The 18659-nt window shown below is 67.1% G+C and carries 14 protein-coding genes; 8 read left to right on the forward strand and 6 right to left on the reverse strand.

Going from position 1 to position 18659, the window contains the following annotated elements:
• From ACZK0Z_RS00670 to ACZK0Z_RS00685, 4 genes are read right to left on the reverse strand one after another with little or no spacing between them, the layout of a single operon-like run.
• Positions 1 to 708 (reverse strand): DUF4159 domain-containing protein, encoded by a 708-nt coding sequence (locus ACZK0Z_RS00670; RefSeq protein ID WP_049430856.1) that lies wholly within the window; start codon positions 706 to 708, stop codon positions 1 to 3.
• Positions 708 to 2042 (reverse strand): TldD/PmbA family protein, encoded by a 1335-nt coding sequence (locus ACZK0Z_RS00675; RefSeq protein WP_049430853.1) that lies wholly within the window; start codon positions 2040 to 2042, stop codon positions 708 to 710. Before ACZK0Z_RS00675 ends, ACZK0Z_RS00670 begins: the two co-directional genes overlap by 1 nt.
• Positions 2043 to 2063: 21 nt before the next feature.
• A complete protein-coding gene (locus ACZK0Z_RS00680) occupies positions 2064 to 3698 on the reverse strand; it encodes a TldD/PmbA family protein (RefSeq protein ID WP_049430850.1) in 1635 nt (544 codons plus the stop codon).
• Between the two features lie 30 nt (positions 3699 to 3728).
• Positions 3729 to 5360: a metallopeptidase TldD-related protein gene (locus tag ACZK0Z_RS00685; protein WP_197633639.1), complete on the reverse strand. Its 1632-nt coding sequence runs from the start codon at positions 5358 to 5360 to the stop codon at positions 3729 to 3731.
• 751 nt (positions 5361 to 6111) lie between these two features.
• On the opposite strand from ACZK0Z_RS00685, the gene ACZK0Z_RS00690 reads away from it, so the two are divergent.
• Positions 6112 to 6726, forward strand: coding sequence for a DUF938 domain-containing protein (locus ACZK0Z_RS00690; protein WP_197632195.1), 615 nt, complete (start codon positions 6112 to 6114; stop codon positions 6724 to 6726).
• 36 nt (positions 6727 to 6762) lie between these two features.
• Here ACZK0Z_RS00690 and ACZK0Z_RS00695 read toward each other — a convergent pair whose 3' ends face one another.
• Complete coding sequence (locus ACZK0Z_RS00695) at positions 6763 to 10449, reverse strand: indolepyruvate ferredoxin oxidoreductase family protein (protein ID WP_197632194.1); 3687 nt, start codon at positions 10447 to 10449, stop codon at positions 6763 to 6765.
• A gap of 171 nt (positions 10450 to 10620) precedes the next feature.
• Between ACZK0Z_RS00695 and ACZK0Z_RS00700 the strand changes: the two genes are divergently transcribed.
• Entirely contained in the window at positions 10621 to 11256 is a 636-nt protein-coding gene (locus ACZK0Z_RS00700) for a tetratricopeptide repeat protein (protein WP_197632193.1), read from the forward strand.
• A gap of 591 nt (positions 11257 to 11847) precedes the next feature.
• Here the strand turns inward: ACZK0Z_RS00700 and ACZK0Z_RS00705 are convergent.
• Positions 11848 to 13332, reverse strand: a complete 1485-nt coding sequence (locus ACZK0Z_RS00705) for an AAA family ATPase (protein WP_197632192.1) — start codon at positions 13330 to 13332, stop codon at positions 11848 to 11850.
• 123 nt (positions 13333 to 13455) lie between these two features.
• On the opposite strand from ACZK0Z_RS00705, the gene ACZK0Z_RS00710 reads away from it, so the two are divergent.
• The 6 genes from ACZK0Z_RS00710 to ACZK0Z_RS00735 all read left to right on the forward strand — a co-directional run bounded on the left by ACZK0Z_RS00710 (position 13456) and on the right by ACZK0Z_RS00735 (position 18637).
• Positions 13456 to 14085, forward strand: coding sequence for a ParA family protein (locus ACZK0Z_RS00710; RefSeq protein WP_049429868.1), 630 nt, complete (start codon positions 13456 to 13458; stop codon positions 14083 to 14085).
• A 49-nt stretch (positions 14086 to 14134) separates the two neighbouring features.
• Positions 14135 to 14611 (forward strand): SixA phosphatase family protein, encoded by a 477-nt coding sequence (locus ACZK0Z_RS00715; RefSeq protein ID WP_005407539.1) that lies wholly within the window; start codon positions 14135 to 14137, stop codon positions 14609 to 14611.
• A 4-nt stretch (positions 14612 to 14615) separates the two neighbouring features.
• A complete protein-coding gene (locus ACZK0Z_RS00720; RefSeq protein ID WP_049429867.1) occupies positions 14616 to 15233 on the forward strand; it encodes a YceI family protein in 618 nt (205 codons plus the stop codon).
• Positions 15230 to 17281: a phospholipase D-like domain-containing protein gene (locus ACZK0Z_RS00725; protein WP_197632191.1), complete on the forward strand. Its 2052-nt coding sequence runs from the start codon at positions 15230 to 15232 to the stop codon at positions 17279 to 17281. The genes ACZK0Z_RS00720 and ACZK0Z_RS00725 overlap by 4 nt, the downstream gene beginning before the upstream one ends.
• Before the next feature lie 10 nt (positions 17282 to 17291).
• Complete coding sequence (locus ACZK0Z_RS00730; protein ID WP_049429865.1) at positions 17292 to 17726, forward strand: hotdog fold thioesterase; 435 nt, start codon at positions 17292 to 17294, stop codon at positions 17724 to 17726.
• 119 nt (positions 17727 to 17845) lie between these two features.
• Complete coding sequence (locus tag ACZK0Z_RS00735) at positions 17846 to 18637, forward strand: lysophospholipid acyltransferase family protein (protein ID WP_049429864.1); 792 nt, start codon at positions 17846 to 17848, stop codon at positions 18635 to 18637.
• Positions 18638 to 18659: the final 22 nt, after the last annotated feature.

Consider the following 18659-nt stretch of genomic DNA (forward strand, 5'->3'; position numbering starts at 1 on the left):
TCAGTTGTTCAACGCGTACATCACGATGTTGACGCCGAAGCGGGTGTTGTCTTCGGCCAGGAAACGCTTGTTGCGCCAGTCGTAGTCCCACTCGCAGCCATAGTCCTTGTTGCTGTAGAGCAGGCCCAGGCGGCCATCGACCTCGATGCCCTTCAGGTAGTCGTGCACGAGGTCATCGCCCCAGCCGTTGAGCTCGAAGCTGGTCGCAGGCGGGCCGTCGGGGAATCGGAAGAAGCTGCGGTACAGCGCGTGGCTGTTGGGCAGTTTCTGCAATGCCCTGGGCCCGAACAGGCGGCCCATCTGCGCTTCGAACGAGGTGGCGAACAACCCGTCGATGTCATGGTTGCAGTCATCGACGAAGACGAAGCCGCCGTTGCGCACGTAGCGCACGAAGTTCTGCCGCTCCGCGGCGTTGAACTCGACCAGCGTGTGCCCGGCCAGGTAGCAGAACGGCGCTTCCAGCATGCGCGGGTCGGCCAGGGCCACCACGTGTTCCTGCGGGTCCACCCGCAGCGAGGTGTAGTCGATCAGCGAGGTGATCAGGTTGGACGGCATGCGTGCGTCCACGTCCCAGTCGCCGGAGTCGTACTGCAGCCGGGTGAACCAGAAGTCGTAGCGTGAACTGCGCGGGCCTGCCTGTGCCCAGGCCGGCAGCGCCGCCGCCGAAGCGGCAGCGGCCAACCAGCGCAGGCAGGCCCGGCGATCCATCAGACGGCGTCGGACAGCGAGGTGAAGGTGAAATCGCGCAGCTTCATCGGCGGGATCATCATCACGTAGCTGGATTCATCACCGGCCACGCGCACCGGCTTGCCCAGCTCTTCGATGTTGTTGAGCATGATCACCGGCGATTCGTTGAAGCGGAAGTTCTTCACCGGGTGCTTGATCTGGCCATTCTCGATGTAGAAGGTGCCGTCACGGGTCAGGCCGGTCAGCAGCACGGTCTGCGGATCAACCATGCGGATGTACCAGGTGCGGGTGACCAGGATGCCCTTCTGGGTGCCGCGCACCAGCTCGGCGGTGCTCTTGTCGCCACCGCTCATCAGCAGGTTGCCCGGCGACGCCTTGGCGGTCTTGCCCTGCTTCTGTGCCCAGAAACGCGAGTAGTCCAGGTTGGCGATCTTGCCGTTTTCGATGATGGCCATGCGCTCGCGCGGCAGGCCCTCGTTGTCCCACGGCAGTACAGGCGCATCCGGGTGCCACGGGTCGGCGAACATGGTCACGCGCGGGTCGTAGACCTGCTCGCCCAGCTTGTTGCCGCCGCCCTTCTTGGACAGGAAGCTGCGGCCCTCATCGGCCGAGCGTGCACTGAAGAAGTTCATCATGAAGCTGATCAGGCCGGCGGCCGCGGCCGGCTCCAGGATGACCGTGTACTTGCCCGGCTCCAACGCCTTGGCCTCGGCCGATTCAGTGGCCTTGCGCATGGCGATGCGGATGTCCTGGTCGGCCTTGAAGTCCGCCGCATCCTTCAGGTTGCGGCCGACCCAGCCCGAACCACGGCCATCTTCGGTACGCACGGTGCAGGTGTAATCGAAGTTGGTGGTGCGCTGGTAGGCGAAGTTGCCGTTGCTGTTGGCGGTGGCCTGGAAGCCCTGGCCGTCTTCGAGGAAGCCGGCGGCGATCAGGCCGTGGCCACGGCACGGCGCGATTGAATCGGCGGCAACCTTGGCACGGAAGGCCGGATCGATCGCGGCCGTGGATTCGCTGAAGGTCGGGCTGGCGCGGTAGCTCTGCTTGCCGATGGCCGGCATGAACTCCGGGTTCTCCGGGGCCAGGCGGGCCAGGTCTTCGGCGCGGCGTACCACGCGTTCCAGCGCGGCATCGTCGAACTCGTTGATCGAGGCGGTGCCGACGCGCTTGCCGAAGGCGACGGTGACCGCCAGTTCGGTGTTATCGACAATCCCGCTGGTGGACACGTTGTTCAGTGCGAAACGGATGTTGCCGCTGATCGCGCCGGCCAGCACGGCGGTGCACTCGTCGGCCTTGGACAGGGCAATGACCTTGTCGAGGATGGCCTTGGCCTGGGCTTCGGTGAAGATACTCATGGTGTAAGGGCTCCTGACCGGTCAGCCGAGGCTGCGTGCGGTGTTGATGACGTTGATGCCGTTGAAGCGCGCGGTCGACGAGCCGTGCGAGACCGCCGAGACCTGGCCCGGCTGGCCCTTGCCGTCGAAGAACGAACCGCCCAGGCGGTAGTCGCGCTCGTCGGCCACGGCGGTGCAGGCATTCCAGAACTCCGGCGTGCGGATCTGGTAGGCCACGTCTTCCAGCATGCGGGTGATCTGGCCATTCTTGATCTCGTAGAACAGCTGGCCGCCGAACTGCGCGTTGTAGCGCTGCTGGTCGATCGAGAACGAACCGTCACCGATGATGTAGATGCCGTTCTCCACGTCCTTGATCAGGTCGGGCACGCTCAGCGGCTTCTTGCCTGGCGCCATCGACACGTTGGCCATGCGCTGGAACTGCACGCTGGACCACGAGTCGGCATAGCAGCAGCCGTCGGACTCGGTCTTGCCGAGGATGTGGGCCTGGTCGCGGATGGTCTGGTAGTCCACCAGCTTGCCATTGCTGATCAGGTCCCACCGCTTGCACTTCACGCCTTCGTCGTCGTACGCCACCGCGCCGAGGCTGCCCGGCTGGGTCTTGTCGGCAAAGATGTTGACCAGCTCGCTGCCGTACTGGAAATGCTGTTCGCGCTTGTCCAGGGTGGCGAAGCTGGTGCCGGCATAGTTGGCTTCGTAGCCGAGCACGCGGTCCAGTTCCAGCGGGTGGCCGATCGACTCGTGGATGGTCAGCCAGGTGTGCGACGGGTCCAGCACCAGGTCGTACTTGCCCGGCTTCACCGACGGCGCCTTCAGTTTCTCCTGCGCCTGCTTTGCGGCGGCGATGGCGTCTTCCTTCATGTCGTAGGAGGAGCTGTAGTTGACCACGCCATTGGGGCCTACCACCTTGCCGGCGGTGGCGCCATCCAGGTACTCGTATCCCAGGCCCATCGGCGAGGACAGGCCCGAACGGGTACGGAACTTGCCGCTGGACTTGTCGATGGCGGTGACCGTCATCGGCGCCCAGATGCGGTGCACGTCCTGGTCGATGTAGGAGCCGTCGGTGGAGGCGAAGTACTTCTGCTCGTTGACCAGGAACAGCATCGAGTTGACGAAGCTGGCACCGGCACCCATCGCCGCAGCGTTGACGTCCAGCAGCAGGCCGACCTTGTCCTTGATCGGTACCTCCATCGCGTTCTTGCGGATCGGCGTGCGCCAGCTCACCTCGCCCACGCCCGGTGCCTTGGCCAGCTGTACCGGCGCGGTCTGCACGCCGGCGTTGGCCTTGGCGATGGCCGCCGCCTGCTGCGCGGCCTTGGCCACGTCGGCGGTGCCCAGCGCATTGGTGGCGGCAAAGCCCCACGCACCGTTGACGATCACGCGGATGCCCACACCGGTGGACTCGGTGTTCACCACGTTCTGCACCTTGTCCTCGCGGGTGATCACGAACTGCCGCAGGTAGCGGCCGATGCGCACGTCGCAGTAGGTGGCGCCAGCGCTGCGTGCGGCCTGCAGGGCGGCGTCGGCCAAGCGCTTCTTCAGCGCCGGGTCGAGAGTGGACTGCAGCTGCTCGGCGGCGATCACCTTGCCGAAGAAGGAGGGCACGATCAGCCCGCCCGCGGTAAGCCCGGTCAGGGCCAGGAAGTCACGTCTTTGCAAGGCTGCTCTCCATGTCGAAGGATGGGTGGCTCAAGCGCCGAGACTGCGCGCGGTGTTGATGATGTTGATGCCGTTGAAACGGGTGGTGGACGAACCGTGCGAGACCGCCGAGACCTGGCCGGGCTGGCCCTTGCCGTCGAAGAACGAACCGCCCAGGCGGAAGTCACGCTCATCGCAGATCGCGGTGCAGGCATTCCAGAATTCCGGCGTGCGGATCTGGTAGGCCGCATCCTCGACCATGCCGGCGATCTTTCCGTCCTTGATCTGGTAGTACAGCTGGCCACCGAACTGCGCGTTGTAGCGCTGCTGGTCGATCGAATACGAACCGCGGCCGTGGATCCAGATGCCGTTCTCCACGTCCTTGATCATGTCCTCGACGCTGAGCGGCTGCTTGCCCGGCGCCAGCGAGACATTGGCCATGCGCTGGAACTGCACGCTGGACCAGGAATCGGCGTAACTGCAGCCATGCGATGCATCGCGCCCGAGGATATGGGCTTCATCGCGGGTGGCCTGGTAGTCGACCAGGATGCCGTCGCGCACCAGGTCCCAGCGCTGGGTCTTCACCCCTTCGTCGTCGTAGCCGACCGCGCCGAGGCTGCCGGGCTGTGTCTTGTCGGCGAAGAAGGTGACGATATCGCTGCCCCAGCGGAAGCCGGCATCGCGCTTGTCCAGCGTGGCGAAGCTGGTGCCGGCGTAGTTGGCCTCGTAGCCGAGCACGCGGTCCAGTTCCAGCGGGTGGCCAACGTTCTCGTGGATGGTCAGGAACAGGTTGGATGGGTCCAGCACCAGGTCGTACTTGCCGGGCTTCACCGACGGCGCCTTCAGTTTCTCTCGCGCGTGGCGGGCGGCCGCAATGGCGTCCTCGACCGGGTCGTAGGAGTCGCGGTAAGCAGTGATGCCGCCCGGCAACTGCACCTTGCCGCGCGCATCGCCATCAAGGAATTCGTAGCCCATGCCCATTGGCGAAGACAGGCCGGCGCGGGTACGGAACCTGCCGCTGGCCTTGTCGATGGCGGTGGCGGTGAACGGCAGCCAGATGCGGTGGATATCCTGGTCGATGAACGAGCCGTCGCTGGAGGCGAAGTACTTCTGTTCGTTGACCAGGAACAGGGTGGAATTGATGTAGTCGGCACCCGCATTCAGCGCGGCGGCATTGAGTGCCAGCAGCAGCTCGACCTTGTCCTGGATCGGCACCGCCATCGCGTTGCGGCGCACCGGCGTCTCCCAGCGCACCTCTCCGACCGAGGGCGTCGGCGCCAGCTGCACCGGCCGGGTCTGGATGGTGGCGTTGGCACGGGCGATCGCCGCAGCCTGCTCGACCGCAGCGCGCACGGCGGCCTCGGTCTGCTGATGGGTTGCAGCGAAGCCCCAGGCACCGTTGACGATCACCCGCACACCCACGCCGGACGATTCGCGGTTGGTCACATTGCCGACCTGATGCTCGCGGGTGATGACCGACTGGTTGAGGTAGCGCCCGATGCGCACATCGCAGTAGCTGGCCTTGGCGGTGCGTGCGGCTGCCAGCGCGAGCTCGGCCAGACGCCGGCGCTGGGCGGTATCGACCGGCGCCAACAGCTGCTCGGCGGCGATGGCACGGGAATGCGGCAGCAGCAGGCCCGCCAGGCCCAGACCGGAAAAAGCCAGGAACTCACGTCGTTGCACAGCGTTTCTCTCTCTCGCTTGCGTGCGGTTGGCAACAGGCCGGACCGATCACGTCAACTCCTCGACTTTCGCCAGCACGGCGCGCGGGGACAAGTGACTGCAGTCATGGTTGGGGAGGGTTTCGGCAGGGCTGCGCCCTGCACCTGCTCAATGCAACGGCCGAAGCCGAAGCCGAAGCGGCATTCCGTGAGTTGGCGGGGCGGTGTGGGTGGGCAGGACACGCCGTAAACCCGTCCCTGGGGGCTCGATGGCGCCATCCATGGCGCCAACGGTCCTGCCCACCCACACCGCCCCACCTCTGACAGATTCCGGGTGGCTGTTGGTAGGTGTCGACCTTGGTCGACACATCTGTCAGATATCGATACATAAAAATGGGGTCAGATCCGTTTTCCTGCGGAAAACGGATCTGATCCCGAGAGCCGTTCCTGCAGACCGCAGCAAACTGTCGAAGGCGGGGTGGGTCCGGTTGCGGGGCGTGAGCGGCATGGGCCCGAGGCATGCCTCGGGCGGGTTGGGCAGGACGCCCAACCCCGGTCTTGCCGTGTGCGCAGGACAGCGCACACGAGCAAGGCGCGACCGAGCCTCCATGGACGGATTCACGGCGTCCCCCGCCACCGGACCCACCCGCCATCCCACGGAATGCCAGCTTTTGACGTTGCTCTGGCTCCGGCTTCGGCGGGTGCAGGGCGCCGCCCTGCCGAGCAACACCCCCTCGTGCACAATGGGCCGACCCCGCCTGGCCCCCGTCCTGATGTCGAGCAAGCCGTATTCAGAAGCCTGCGAGCGCAACCGCGAACCGATCGCCGCCGCACTCGATCCGTGGATGGGTGACCGCCACCGGGTGCTGGAAGTCGGCAGCGGCACCGGCCAGCACGCCGCCTTCTTCGCCGAGCGCTGGCCGTGGTTGCGCTGGCAGCCCAGTGATCACCCGGATCATCTCCCTGGCATCGAGGCATGGCGTGCCGAAGCAGCCTTGCTGAATCTGCTGCCGCCGCTGGCGCTGCAGGTGGAACTGCCGCCGGCACCCGACCTGTCGCTACCCGAGGGCAGCGCGTTCGACGCCGGGTTCAGCGCCAACACGCTGCACATCATGAGCTGGGACCACGTACAGGCGCTGTTCGCCGCGCTGCCACCGGTGCTGCGCCATGGCGCGCTGCTGGCGGTGTATGGGCCGTTCAATTACGGCGGCCGCTACACCAGCGACAGCAACGCACAGTTCGATGGCTGGCTGAAGGCGCGCGACCCGCGCAGCGGTATCCGCGATAGCGAAGCGGTGCAGGCGCTGGCGGCAGACAACGGCTTCACCCGCCTGGGTGACGTGGCGATGCCGGCCAACAACCGGCTGTTGCTGTGGCGGTTGGGCTGAACCGCCGGTAGTGCCGGCCAGCGGCCGGCACCACCTTCAAGCGACCTGCACGATATGCAGCGCCTTCGGATTGCGCCACTGCGCCAGCAGCGCCGCTTCACGCGCCTTGGCCTGTGCGAAATGCGCTTCCTTGACGTGGCCGAAGCCGCGGATGTGCTCGGGAATGCTGGCGATTTCCACCGCCAGCGACAGACGATCATCCTCCAGGCCGTCCAGCAGCACCTGCACCGTCGCCTCGTAATCAGCAATCAGCTGGCGCTCCATGCGGCGCTCTTCAGTGCGCCCGAACACGTCGAGCCGGCCGCCGCGCAGGAACTTCAGCTTGGCCAGCAGGCCAAACGCCTTGAACATCCACGGGCCGTATTCCTTCTTCAGCAACCGGCCCTGCTCGTCCTTCTTCGCGAACAGCGGCGGTGCCAGGTGGAAGCGCAGCTGGTAGTCGCCCTCGAACTGCTGTTGCAGGCGCCGCTGGAAGTCGCCGCTGGTGTACAGGCGGGCCACTTCGTACTCGTCCTTGTAGGCCATCAGCTTGAACAGGTAGCGGGCTACGGTCTCGGTCAGCGCGGTGGAACCGCCGATGCGGTCGGCCTCAGTGGCGCGCACGCGTGCCACCAGATCACGGTACCGCTTGGCGTAGGCGGCATCCTGGTACTCGACCAGGAACGCGGCGCGCCGTTCGATCATTTCATCCAGCGAGCGCGACAGGCGCGCGTCGTCCAGCGGCAGGAAGGCCACGTCGCCACTGTGCGAGGGCAGGCCGCGCAGTTCGCGTTCGTCGGCCGTGTTGCGCGGTGCCGCGGTGGCGCCCCACTCGTTGCCTTCCCACTCGCCCGGCGGCAGCGCGTGCAGCGGGCCCGGGGTGGATTCGGTATCGGTGTGGCGGTTGCGCACCAGGCCGGCGGCCTGCTGCACGGCCTGCGGATCGACCACGGCCAGGCGGCCCCAGGCGAACGCCTGCTGGTTCATCGCCACGGCGGCGCCATTCAACTCGATGGCGCGCATCAGCGACTCGAACGACAGCGGCACCAGGCCCTGCTGCCAGGCGTAGCCGAGGATGAACAGGTTGGCGGCGATGGCATCGCCCAGCAGCGCGGTGGCCAGCTGGGTGGCATCGAGCAGCAGCGGTTCCTGGCCGCCCAGGGCCACGCGCACGCCGGCGACGATGTCGGCGGCGGGGAACTGCATGTCCGGGCGGGTGGTGAAGGTGCCGGGCATCGCTTCATAGGTGTTCAGTACTACCTGCGAACGGCCCGCGCGGACCTTGGACAGTGCCCAGTAGTCATTCACCACCACCATGTCGCAGCCCAGCACCAGGTCGGCCTCGCCGGCGGCGATGCGCACGGCATGGATGTCGTCGGGGCGGCGAGCGATGCGGATGTGGGTGGTCACCGCGCCGCCTTTCTGCGCCAGTCCGGTCTGATCGAGCACGGTCGCGCCCTTGCCTTCCAGGTGGCCGGCCATGCCCAGCAGCGCGCCGATGGTCACCACGCCGGTACCGCCGACGCCGGTGATCAGGATGTTCCAGGGCTGTTCCAGCGTGCCGCGGATGGTCGGTGCCGGCAGGTTGTCCAGCAGCGTGGAGGCATCGCGCTTGCTGCCCTTGCGCGGCTGGCCACCGTGCACGGTGACGAAGCTCGGGCAGAACCCGTTCACGCAGGAGTAGTCCTTGTTGCAGTTGGACTGGTCGATCTCGCGCTTGCGCCCGAACTCGGTTTCCTTCGGCAGCACCGAAACGCAGAAGCTCTTCTTGCCGCAGTCACCGCAGCCTTCGCAGACCAGCGAGTTGATCAGCACACGCTTCTGCGGGTCTTCCAGCTTGCCGCGCTTGCGACGGCGGCGCTTCTCGGTGGCGCAGGTCTGTTCGTAGATCAGGATCGAGACGCCCTTCACTTCGCGCAGGCGCTTCTGCACGGCATCCAGCTCGCTGCGGTCGTGGAACTCCACGTCGCTGGGGAAGTGCTCACGCTGGCCGGTCCACTTGCCGATGTTGTCCGACAGCACCACGATGGTGTGGATGCCTTCGGCGCGCATCTGCCGTGCAATGTCGGGCACGCTCAGCGGGCCGTCCACCGGCTGGCCGCCGGTCATCGCCACCGCATCGTTGTAGAGGATCTTGTAGGTGATGTTGACGCCGGCCGCGACTGCCTGGCGGATCGCCAGCGAACCACTATGGAAATAGGTGCCGTCGCCCAGGTTCTGGAACACGTGCGGGGTATCGGTGAACGGCGCCTGCCCGGCCCAGGTCACGCCTTCGCCGCCCATGTGGGTGAAGGTGTCGGTGCTGCGGTCCATCCAGGTCACCATGTAATGGCAACCGATGCCGGCCAGCGCACGCGAGCCTTCCGGCACGGTGGTGGAGGTGTTGTGCGGGCAGCCGGAGCAGTAATGCGGCACGCGCGGGAAGCTGGCGCGCGGCAACGCAAGCTCGGCTTCCTTTTCCTGCATCCACTGCAGGCGCTGTTCGATCGATTCGTTGTTGAAGAACTTCTGGATGCGGCGGCCGATCACGCCGGCGATGGTGGCGGGGGTAAGTTCGCCGGTGGACGGCAGGATCCACTCGCCGCTTTCGTCGTACTTGCCGACGATGGACGGGCGCTGGCCCCAGCTGGCCGGCCAGTTGAAGAACTGTTCCTTCATCTGGCGCTCGATGAAGGCACGCTTTTCCTCCACCACGATGATGTCTTCCAGGCCCTGCGCGAAGCGCGCGATGCCTTCCGGCTCCAGCGGCCAGGTCATGCCGACCTTGTACACGCGGATGCCGATGTCGGCGCAGGCGGCTTCGTCCAGGCCCAGGTACTCCAGCGCCTGCAGCACGTCCAGGTAGCTCTTGCCGGTGGTGACGATGCCCAGCCGCGCGCGCGGTGCGTCCATCACCACCTTGTCGATGCCGTTGGCGCGGGCAAAGGCCTGTGCGGCCTTCACCGCATAGCGGTGCAGGCGCATCTCCTGGTCCATCGGCGGGTCCGGCCAGCGGATGTTGAGGCCCCCGCCGGGCAGCTCGAAGTCTTCCGGCAGCACGATGCGGCGCGTCAGCGGATCGACCTGCACCGAGGCCGATGATTCCACCGTTTCGGCGATGGTCTTGAAGCCGACCCAGCGCCCGGTATAGCGGCTCATCGCCCAGCCGAGCAGGCCCATGTCGAGGATGTCCTGCACGCCGGCCGGGTTCAGCACCGGCATCATCGCGCTGACGAATTCGTCTTCGCTGCCGTGGGGCAGGGTCGAGCTGCGGCAGGCATGGTCATCGGCAGCCAGCGCCAGCACGCCGCCGTAGCGCGAGGTGCCGGCCGCGTTGGCATGCTTGAACACGTCGCCGCAGCGGTCCACGCCCGGGCCCTTGCCGTACCACATGCCGAACACGCCCTGCACGTTGGCGCCGGGGAACAGGTTGGTCTGCTGGGTGCCCCACACCATGGTGGCGCCCAGATCCTCGTTCAGGCCAGGGGTGAACTTCACCTTCGCCGCTTCAAGATGCTTGCGCGCGCGCCACAGTTCCAGGTCGAAGCCACCCAGCGGGCTGCCACGATAGCCGCTGACGAAGCCGGCGCTGTCGATGCCTTCGGCGGCATCGCGCAGGCGCTGCATCAGTGGCAGCCGCACCAGCGCCTGCACGCCACTCAGGTAGATCCGCCCCTCGTTGCGGGTGTACTTGTGGTCGAGCGTGTAATCACGGTCGAGCAGGTCGGCGGAAGAGGGCGAAGTGAGTTGCGCGGTACTGGTCATGGCTGGCCCGGTAGGATCGGCTGGCACCGGCCGCGTGCAGGCACGCGGCGGGAAAGGCGCGAATTGTAGCAGCGGGGCCGTGGTGGTCCCGGCACTCGCGCCCGCGCCGCTGCTGGGGTTAGGATCGGGGCGAGAGAGGGAGGCTGCGGTTGTGCAGCCTGGGGAGAAGGGATGTCAGTTCCAGGAAAGATCCTGGCCAGCGTTCTGCTGGCCTCGGGAGCGGTCACGGCGTGGGCCGCGCCGGCCATGCCGGCACCACAGGAGTTCTACTTCGACAGCGACTTGGCGGCGGCACCGATGGTGGCGATGCAGGGCGAGGGCGATGAGCTGGTCACCCAGCTGGTGAGGCTGCGCGAGCGCGGCCGGCGAGCGGTGGAAGCCACCGTGCAGCTGGCTTCAGTGGCCAGTACCCAGGGCCGTGCCGAGCTGGCCGACCAGCTGTACGGCGAGGCTTTGAAGGAGGCGCCGGCACAGAGCAGCGCGGGCCGCAGCGTGCGCTGGAACTATGGCTGGGACCTGCTGCGCCAAGGCAAGCCGGAGGCAGCGCTGGAGCAATGGCTGTCATCGGCCGGCAATGCGCGCAGCAAGCCCAGCTGGGTGCCACCGACCTATGCGCTGGCGCTGTGGCGGATGGGGCAGAAACAGGAAGCGGTGCAGTGGTATGCCGCGGCGGTGCGTACCGAGCCGTCGCAGTGGAGCACCAGTGCCAACTACGCACAGCTGCTGCCGCAATGGCGCGATGATGAGCGTGCGTCGTTGGCCGAAGTGCAGCAGGCCTGGGCGGCTGCACCGCCTGCGTGGCCCTGAGGTTGGGGGTTCGGCCGGGTTGCACCCGGCACCCGCAGAGGCAACGGCCGAAGCAATAGCCCAAGCAACAGCCTAAGCAACAGCAACAGCGGGCATTTCGCGGGATGGCGGGGCGGTGTGGGTTGGCAGGACACGCCGTAGACCCGTCCCTGGGGGCTCGATGGCACCATCCATGGCGCCAACGGTCCTGCCAACCCACACCGCCCCACCTCTGACGGTTCGACGCTGCAGTTGGTAGGTGTCGACCTTGGTCGACACGGTAGATCCACGCCATGCGTGGAGGAATCTGTATCGGAATCGACTATTCGATATCTGATCGAAATGCAGCCGAGCGTGGGCTCGGCTCTACAAAAAGCGGCCAGCCAACCGGTTTTGCTCTTGCTCTTCTTCTTTCTTCTACGTGGCTGATCGCCCCCGGAAACTGTCAGAGGCCGGGCGGGCAGGCTGCGCAGGGGCGTGAGCCGCATGGATGCGGCGATCGAGCTTACATGGACGTACTTGCAGCGTCCCCTGCGCAGCCTGTCCGCCCGGCCCCACCCGGCATTCGCCTCCAGCGAGCAACCACGAGGGGCTGCGCCGTTCGCTGGAAACTCAATCGTCCGCGGAAACCGTCCGCCCCGACGCCCACGCCCGCAGTGCCTCCACCTGCTCGGCCATCAGCACCGACAACGGCCGCGTGGCGCGGATCTCGTTCATCAGCAGCTCGGTGTCCAGCGGCCGGCCCTCGGCATGCGCCGCGTACAGCCCGGCCACGATCGCCTGTTCGATCTCGGCGCCGGAGAACCCATTGGCGGCAGCCGCCAGCGCGGGTAGCGCGAAGTCGTCGGCGTTGAGCTGGCGCCGGCCCAGGTGCAGCCGCAGCAGCTCCACGCGCACCTCAGGCGAGGGCAGGTCGACGAAGAAGATCTCGTCGAAGCGGCCTTTGCGCAGCAGCTCGGCAGGCAGCTCGTGCACCTGGTTGGCAGTGGCCACGATGAACACGGGTGCCTTGCGCTCGGCCATCCAGGTCAGCAGATGGCCGAGCACGCGGCGCGACACGCCGCCGTCTTCGCCACCGCTGGCCAGGCCCTTCTCGATTTCGTCCATCCACAGCACGCAGGGCGCCAGCTGCTCGGCCGAGGCCAGGGCCTGGCGCAGGTTGGCCTCGGTCTCGCCGTGGTACTTGTTGTACAGCGCACCCACGTCCAGGCGTAGCAATGGCACGCCGAAGCCGGCAGCGGTGGCCTTGGCCAGCATCGACTTGCCGCAGCCCTGTACGCCCAGCAGCAGCATGCCGCGCGGCGGGTCCAGCCCGGCCGGTGCCGAGCCAGCGATGAACGCCATACGCCGCTGGTTGATCCAGCGCTTGAGCCGGTTGGCGCCGGCCACGTCGCCGAAGCGCGCGCTGTCATGCTCGAAGAACAGGTGGCCGCTGCGGTTGAGCAGTTCGAACTTCAGTCGTGCCAGCTGCGGCAGGTCGTCGTCGCGCAGCGCACCGTCGGCGTAGATCAGCTGGCGCGCAATGCGCCGGGCGTCGACCAGGCTCAGGCCCTGCAGGTTCTTCAGGATCTTCTTCACCGCCTCGCTGTCGACCTCGACCCGGCGGCCACCATGCTCCCGGGCGTAGGCATCGGCCTCCTCGCGCAGCATCTTCAGCAGGGCGTTGGCGTCGGGCAGGCGCGGGTTGAAGCGTACCGCCAGCGCTTCCAGCTCGGCCGGCAGTTCCACCTTGGCACCGATCAGCACCAGCACATGAGGTTCGCTGTGGCGGCGCTGGATCAGGTCGCGCAGGGCGCGCTGGTGGCTGGCATAACCCAGGTAGGGGTGGAAATCGAGGAGCAGGTAGACCCCGCGCTGCTCGGCCTGGCGGATCATCTGCAGGGCCGCGCTGGCGTCGGGTGGCCCGACCGGCGGATCTTCGCTGTCCAGGTCGATGCGGCGCAGGCCCTCGGTGATCGACCAGCGGTGCAGCGCCCGCCATACGTGCATCAGCGTCTGCCGGAACAGATCGACGATGCGACCCTCGTCCTGGGTCTCGATCACGATCAGGGGGGTGTTGGCGCGGATCAGTGCGCTCAGGTCCTGCAGCTCGCTCATGCCGGTTCGATCCTTCGGGGGCGCCACGATAGCAAAGGCGATGGCTACAGGTTCAGCACAGTGCTACCTCCCGTCACCACCGCCGGTGTACGCTCGGGGCACGTACCCGGAAGCGAGGCTGGCATGAAGACGATCCTGGTGGCCGGTTCCAAGGGCGGGGTGGGCAAGACCACCCTCGCCACCCACCTGGCCGCGTACGCGGCATTGCAGGGCAAGGCCACGGTGATCGCCGATGCCGACCCGCAGGGCTCCAGCACCCGCTGGGCACAACGGCGTGCCGGGCTGGAAAGCGCGGTGCTCCCCATTGATGTGTATCGGAAGAAGCAGTGGGCACAGAAGCTGCCCGACGGCACCGAAACCGTCATCATCGACGCACCGGCCGGTGCGTTGGCCGACGATATCCCCCATTTCCTTGACGCTGCCGACGCGGTGGTGGTGCCGGTGCTGCCCTCGGCGCTGGACATCGAAGCCATCGTCGGCTTCCTCAACAGCCTGGCCCGGAACCCGCGGGTGCACAGCCGCAAGCTGCCGGTCGGGCTGGTCCTGAACCGCACCAAGCCCTGGACCCAGACCTCGCAGCAGGCGCTGCAGATGCTGGCCGAATGGCCGTACCCGGTGGTCGCGCAGCTGCGTGACAGCCAGAGCTACGTGGTCATGACCGGCCTCGGCCGCAGCCTGTTCGACTACCGCTCCGCCCAGGTGCGCGAGCACCAGGCCGACTGGGAGCCGCTGCTGTCCTGGCTCAAGCTTTGATGCCTGCGTCACTCTTTCTGCTGCATCCTCTTCTTCATGGAAACCCGCGATGCGTGAACTGATCCTGCTGCGCCATGCCCATGCCGAACCGGCTACCCCCGGCCAGGCCGACCTCGACCGGCCGTTGTCGCCGGTGGGGCTGGCCGAAGCCGAAGCCGCCGGCAAGTGGCTGAAGGAAAACAACCTGCTGCCGGACTGCGTGCTGTGTTCACCGGCGCGGCGTACCCGCGAAACCCTGGAAGCCGTGCTCGGCACCATCGGTTACGTGGAAAAGCGCCTGGAAGACCGCATCTACGAAGCCACCCCCGGCACCCTGGCGGCATTGGTGGACGACCGCCGTGATCTCGACCGGGTACTGATCGTTGGCCACAACCCGGGCCTGGAGCGGCTGGTGGCGTTGATGACCGAGGGTACCAGCAGCGACTACCGCGGCATGCCGCCGGCGGGCATCGCCGTGCTCGGCTTCCCGCGTGAGGCCTCGATCGAGCCAGGCGTGGCCAGCCTGAACGCATTCTGGTGGCCGTGATCCGATGAGCCTGGCGCGGCGCAGCCGCTGTCTGCTGCCCGCGCTGCTGGCACTCGGCCCGGCCTGGGCCGCCGTGCCCACGCCGACCACCCTGCCACCGGTGGTCGCCGAAGCGCACCGGGTGATGCGCCTGGATACCCAGCGTTCGCAGATCGGCTTCGAGGTGCGCACCCGCTTCGGGCAGCGTATCGAAGGCCTGTTCCCGCACTTCGAAGGGCGCATCGAGATACTCTCCGACGGCCGCCACCAGGTGCACCTGAAGATGTTCACGCGCTCGGTCGAGATTCCTGGCAAATCACGCTACACCGGCTGGATGCGCGGCGAGGAGTTCTTCGATGCCGCCCGCCATCCGTTGGTCGAGTTCGACTCGCTGCCGTACTGGCCGGAAACCGTGGAGAGCGGTGGCGACATCAATGGCCGGCTGACCCTGCGCGGGATCAGCCACCCCGAGACACTGAAGGTCGAGAAGGCGGAGTGCGCCCGACCCGGCTATGATTGCGACGTCGTCAGCCGCGGTACCGTGCAGCGAGGCCGGTATGGCATGGACAGCTGGCAGCTTGCCTTGAGTGACCGAGTGACTTTCGTATTGCGTGCGCGCCTGAGCGAGGCGCCGAAACCGTGAACCTCCTGCTGCGTGTACTGGCGCTGGCAACCGTGTTGCTGGGCAGCGGTTGTGCATCGCTGTCGAATGCCGAGCGCGACCGCGCCGAGGCCATCGCCGTGCAGGCACGTTCGACCGTGGTTGATTGCCAGCGTGCCGACCGCTGTGCGCAGGACTCGCCGCTGCGTGCGCTGGCGGGCCGGGCGTTCACCGAATCCACCCCGGAACGACCGCGCCACTACGCCACCCTGCTCGATGAGGGCGAGGGTGCCCTGGTCGCACGCCTGAACCTGCTGCGCAGTGCCACCCGCAGCATCGACCTGCAGACCTACATCTTCGACAAGGACGACAGCGCCCGCCTCGTCATCGACGAACTGCTGGCCGCATCGCGCCGCGGGGTGAAGGTGCGGCTGCTGATCGACCAGCTCTCGGCGATCTCCGACCTGCAGATCCTCGGCGCCCTGTCCGGTGCCCACCAGAACTTCCAGCTGCGGGTCTACAACCCGACCTTCGGCAAGGCCCGGCTGAACTACTTCGACTATGCCGGCAGCGTGCTGTGCTGCTTCCGCCGGTTCAACCAGCGCATGCACAACAAGCTGCTGGTGATCGACGATGCGATCGGCGTGGTCGGTGGCCGCAACTACCAGGACGACTATTACGACTGGGACCGCGAGTACAACTTCCGCGACCGCGATGTGCTGATCGCCGGTCCGGAAGCGCGTGCGATGGCGGCCAACTTCGACGCGTTCTGGCGCGCCCACCGCAGCGTCCCGGCCGAGCGCCTGAACGACGTGGGCCGCACCTTGCTGCGCGAAGGCGTGCCAACGCTGCCACCGGCCACCTTCCGCCGCCCGGAACGGGTACAGCGGGTCAGCGCCGAAGCCAACGACACCGAGTTCGTCACCCGGTCCTTCGTCGATACCGCGCTACCAGTGGCTTCGGTGCGCTACGTGGCCGACCTGCCACGCAAGCATCGCCGCGAGAAGGCCGATGCACCGCTGGCCGGCCAGCATGTGACCGAGCCACAGCTGGATGCGCTGATCGCCAGTGCGCAGAAGGAAGTGATCCTGCAGACACCGTACCTGGTGCTGTCCAAGCCGGCGCAGAAGCTGTTCCGTGAACTGCGCAAGCGCCCGCAGCCACCACGCGTGGTGGTGTCCAGCAACAGCCTGGCGGCGACCGACAACCCGATCGTGTATGCGCTGTCGTACAAGTACAAGCGGCGCAACATGCGCGAACTGGGCTTCAACATCTTCGAATACAAGCCCTTCCCGCTGGATGCGCCGGTCGATTACCGCAACCTGCTGCCGGACCCGATTGCCGCGCCCGGGGGGGAAGACGAGGGCGACCGCAACCCGCTGATCGGTGGCAGTGCCGCCGGCAGCAACGCACGCAATGGCAGCAGTAGTGGTTCGGGTGAAGGCAGCAGGCAGGGCCCGTTGAACCATCGCCACAGCGATGGTGCCTACGACAACGCACGCGCGCGCCGTCGCGCCGCCGGCAGCGAGGTGGAAACGCGCCTGCTGCGCACCGAGACGCGGCCGTCGTTCCTGGGCAGCAAGGCGGTCAACAAGCCGTTGCCGGTCACCCGCAAGGGCGCGCGCATGGGCCTGCATGCCAAGTCGCTGGTGGTCGACCGCCGCATCGGCGTGGTCGGCACCCACAACTTCGATCCGCGCAGCGAGAACTACAACACCGAAGGCGCGGTGATCATCGACGACCCGGTTTTTGCCGAGGAACTGGCGCAGAGCATCCTGCGTGACACCCACCCGCAGAACTCCTGGACGGTGGCGCCGCGGGCCAAGCCACCGGTGCTGTCGGGGCTGAACTACAGCGTCGGCAAGGCTTCCGAAGCGCTGCCCATCCTTGATTTCTGGCCGTGGCGCTACGCCACCGACTACGAGTTCAAGCCCGGCCCGGAGTGCCCGCAGCCGCTGCCGCGGCAGGATCCTGATTTCCATCGCTGCTACGTCGCCGTCGGCGACTTCCCCGAAGTCAACGTCGGCCCGAAGTGGCTGCTGGTACGCATGCTGACCGCATTCGGCGCCGGCCTTGTTCCCATCCTCTGAAGGTACCCGCATGGCCCAGGTCTTCCGCGAAGCCGTTTCCATCGAGCAGCTCAACGCGCTCAGCCGCAACACGGCGATTGAATCCCTGGGCATCGTCTTCAGCGCCGCCGGCGAGGACTGGCTGCAGGCCACCATGCCGGTGGATGAGCGCACCCGCCAGCCCTACGGCATCCTGCACGGCGGTGCCTCGGTGGTGCTGGCCGAGACCCTGGGCAGCAGCGCCGGCAACCTGTGCGTGGATACCGGCAAGCAGATCTGCGTGGGCCTGGAGATCAACGCCAACCACGTGCGCGCCGTGCGCTCGGGCACGGTCACCGGCACCGCCCGCGCGTTGCACGTCGGCCGCAGCACCCAGCTGTGGGAGATCCGCATCGAGGACGAGCAGGGCCGCCTGGTCTGCATCTCGCGGCTGACCCTGGCGGTGGTGGCTGCCGGTCACGGCTGAGCCCCCCGGGGCTCGTTGACGGTGGCGGAACCCAGCGTTCCCCGCCGATTGCCCCGGTCGATGGCTGTTATGGCCTAAATCGGCTGGCAGCGATGACGGCCCTCCGGTATCGTGCGCGGATGACTTCCCCCACTCCGGCCCCCCGTGGCGGCGTGGCGCGTGTGTGCCGTTACCTGTACCGCGTACCGCTGCTGTTGGTCCACATCATCGTGTTCCTGCCGCTCATCCTGATCGGCATGCTTCCGCCGTGGGGCGAGCTGCGCGTGGGCGAGGCGACCCTCGGCGCCAAGGTGGTCAACTGGTGGCAGGGTGGGCTGATGTGGATCTTCGGCTTCCGCCTGGTGCAGATCGGCAGGCCGTTGCCCGGTGCCGTGCTGTTCGTCGCCAACCACGTCAGCTGGGTCGACATCTGCATCCTGCACAGCCAGCGCATGATGGGCTTCGTCGCCAAGCGCGAGATCGCCAGCTGGCCGTTGGTCGGTTGGCTCGCCGCGCGCGGCCAGACCATCTTCCACCAGCGCGGCAACACCGAATCGCTCGGTGGCGTGATGCAGGTGATGGCCGGCCGCCTGCGCGAAGGCAAGGCCGTGGGCGTGTTCCCGGAAGGGCGGACCCGCGGCGGTCACGAAGTGGGCCCGTTCCACGCCCGCATCTTCCAGGCCGCGGTCGAGACCGGCGTGCCGGTGCAGCCGGTGGCACTGGTGTACGGGGTGAAGGGCGACGCGCAGACCATCGTCGCGTTCGGCCCGAACGAGAGCTTCTTTGCCAATTTCCTGCGCCTGCTCGGCGAGCCGGCGCGACGTGCGGAAGTGCACTTCCTGGCACCGATCGGTGCACAGGACCTGGAAGGCCGTCGGCGCATCGCGGAAACCTCGCGCGCGCGCATCGTGGCGGCCATGAGCACCGGGTGAGGCTGCGGTGGCCCTGATCCCG

The sequence above is a fragment of the Stenotrophomonas sp. 116085_Sma genome, assembly GCF_056479585.1.

Coding starts and splice junctions, on each gene's coding strand:
- ACZK0Z_RS00715 (WP_005407539.1), top strand. CDS start 14,135: ATGCGTGAACTGATCCTGCTGCGCCATGCCCATGCCGAACCGGCTACC.
- ACZK0Z_RS00705 (WP_197632192.1), bottom strand. CDS start 13,332: ATGAGCGAGCTGCAGGACCTGAGCGCACTGATCCGCGCCAACACCCCC.
- ACZK0Z_RS00720 (WP_049429867.1), top strand. CDS start 14,616: ATGAGCCTGGCGCGGCGCAGCCGCTGTCTGCTGCCCGCGCTGCTGGCA.
- ACZK0Z_RS00710 (WP_049429868.1), top strand. CDS start 13,456: ATGAAGACGATCCTGGTGGCCGGTTCCAAGGGCGGGGTGGGCAAGACC.
- ACZK0Z_RS00735 (WP_049429864.1), top strand. CDS start 17,846: ATGACTTCCCCCACTCCGGCCCCCCGTGGCGGCGTGGCGCGTGTGTGC.
- ACZK0Z_RS00675 (WP_049430853.1), bottom strand. CDS start 2,042: ATGAGTATCTTCACCGAAGCCCAGGCCAAGGCCATCCTCGACAAGGTC.
- ACZK0Z_RS00670 (WP_049430856.1), bottom strand. CDS start 708: ATGGATCGCCGGGCCTGCCTGCGCTGGTTGGCCGCTGCCGCTTCGGCG.
- ACZK0Z_RS00700 (WP_197632193.1), top strand. CDS start 10,621: ATGTCAGTTCCAGGAAAGATCCTGGCCAGCGTTCTGCTGGCCTCGGGA.
- ACZK0Z_RS00730 (WP_049429865.1), top strand. CDS start 17,292: ATGGCCCAGGTCTTCCGCGAAGCCGTTTCCATCGAGCAGCTCAACGCG.
- ACZK0Z_RS00695 (WP_197632194.1), bottom strand. CDS start 10,449: ATGACCAGTACCGCGCAACTCACTTCGCCCTCTTCCGCCGACCTGCTC.
- ACZK0Z_RS00690 (WP_197632195.1), top strand. CDS start 6,112: ATGTCGAGCAAGCCGTATTCAGAAGCCTGCGAGCGCAACCGCGAACCG.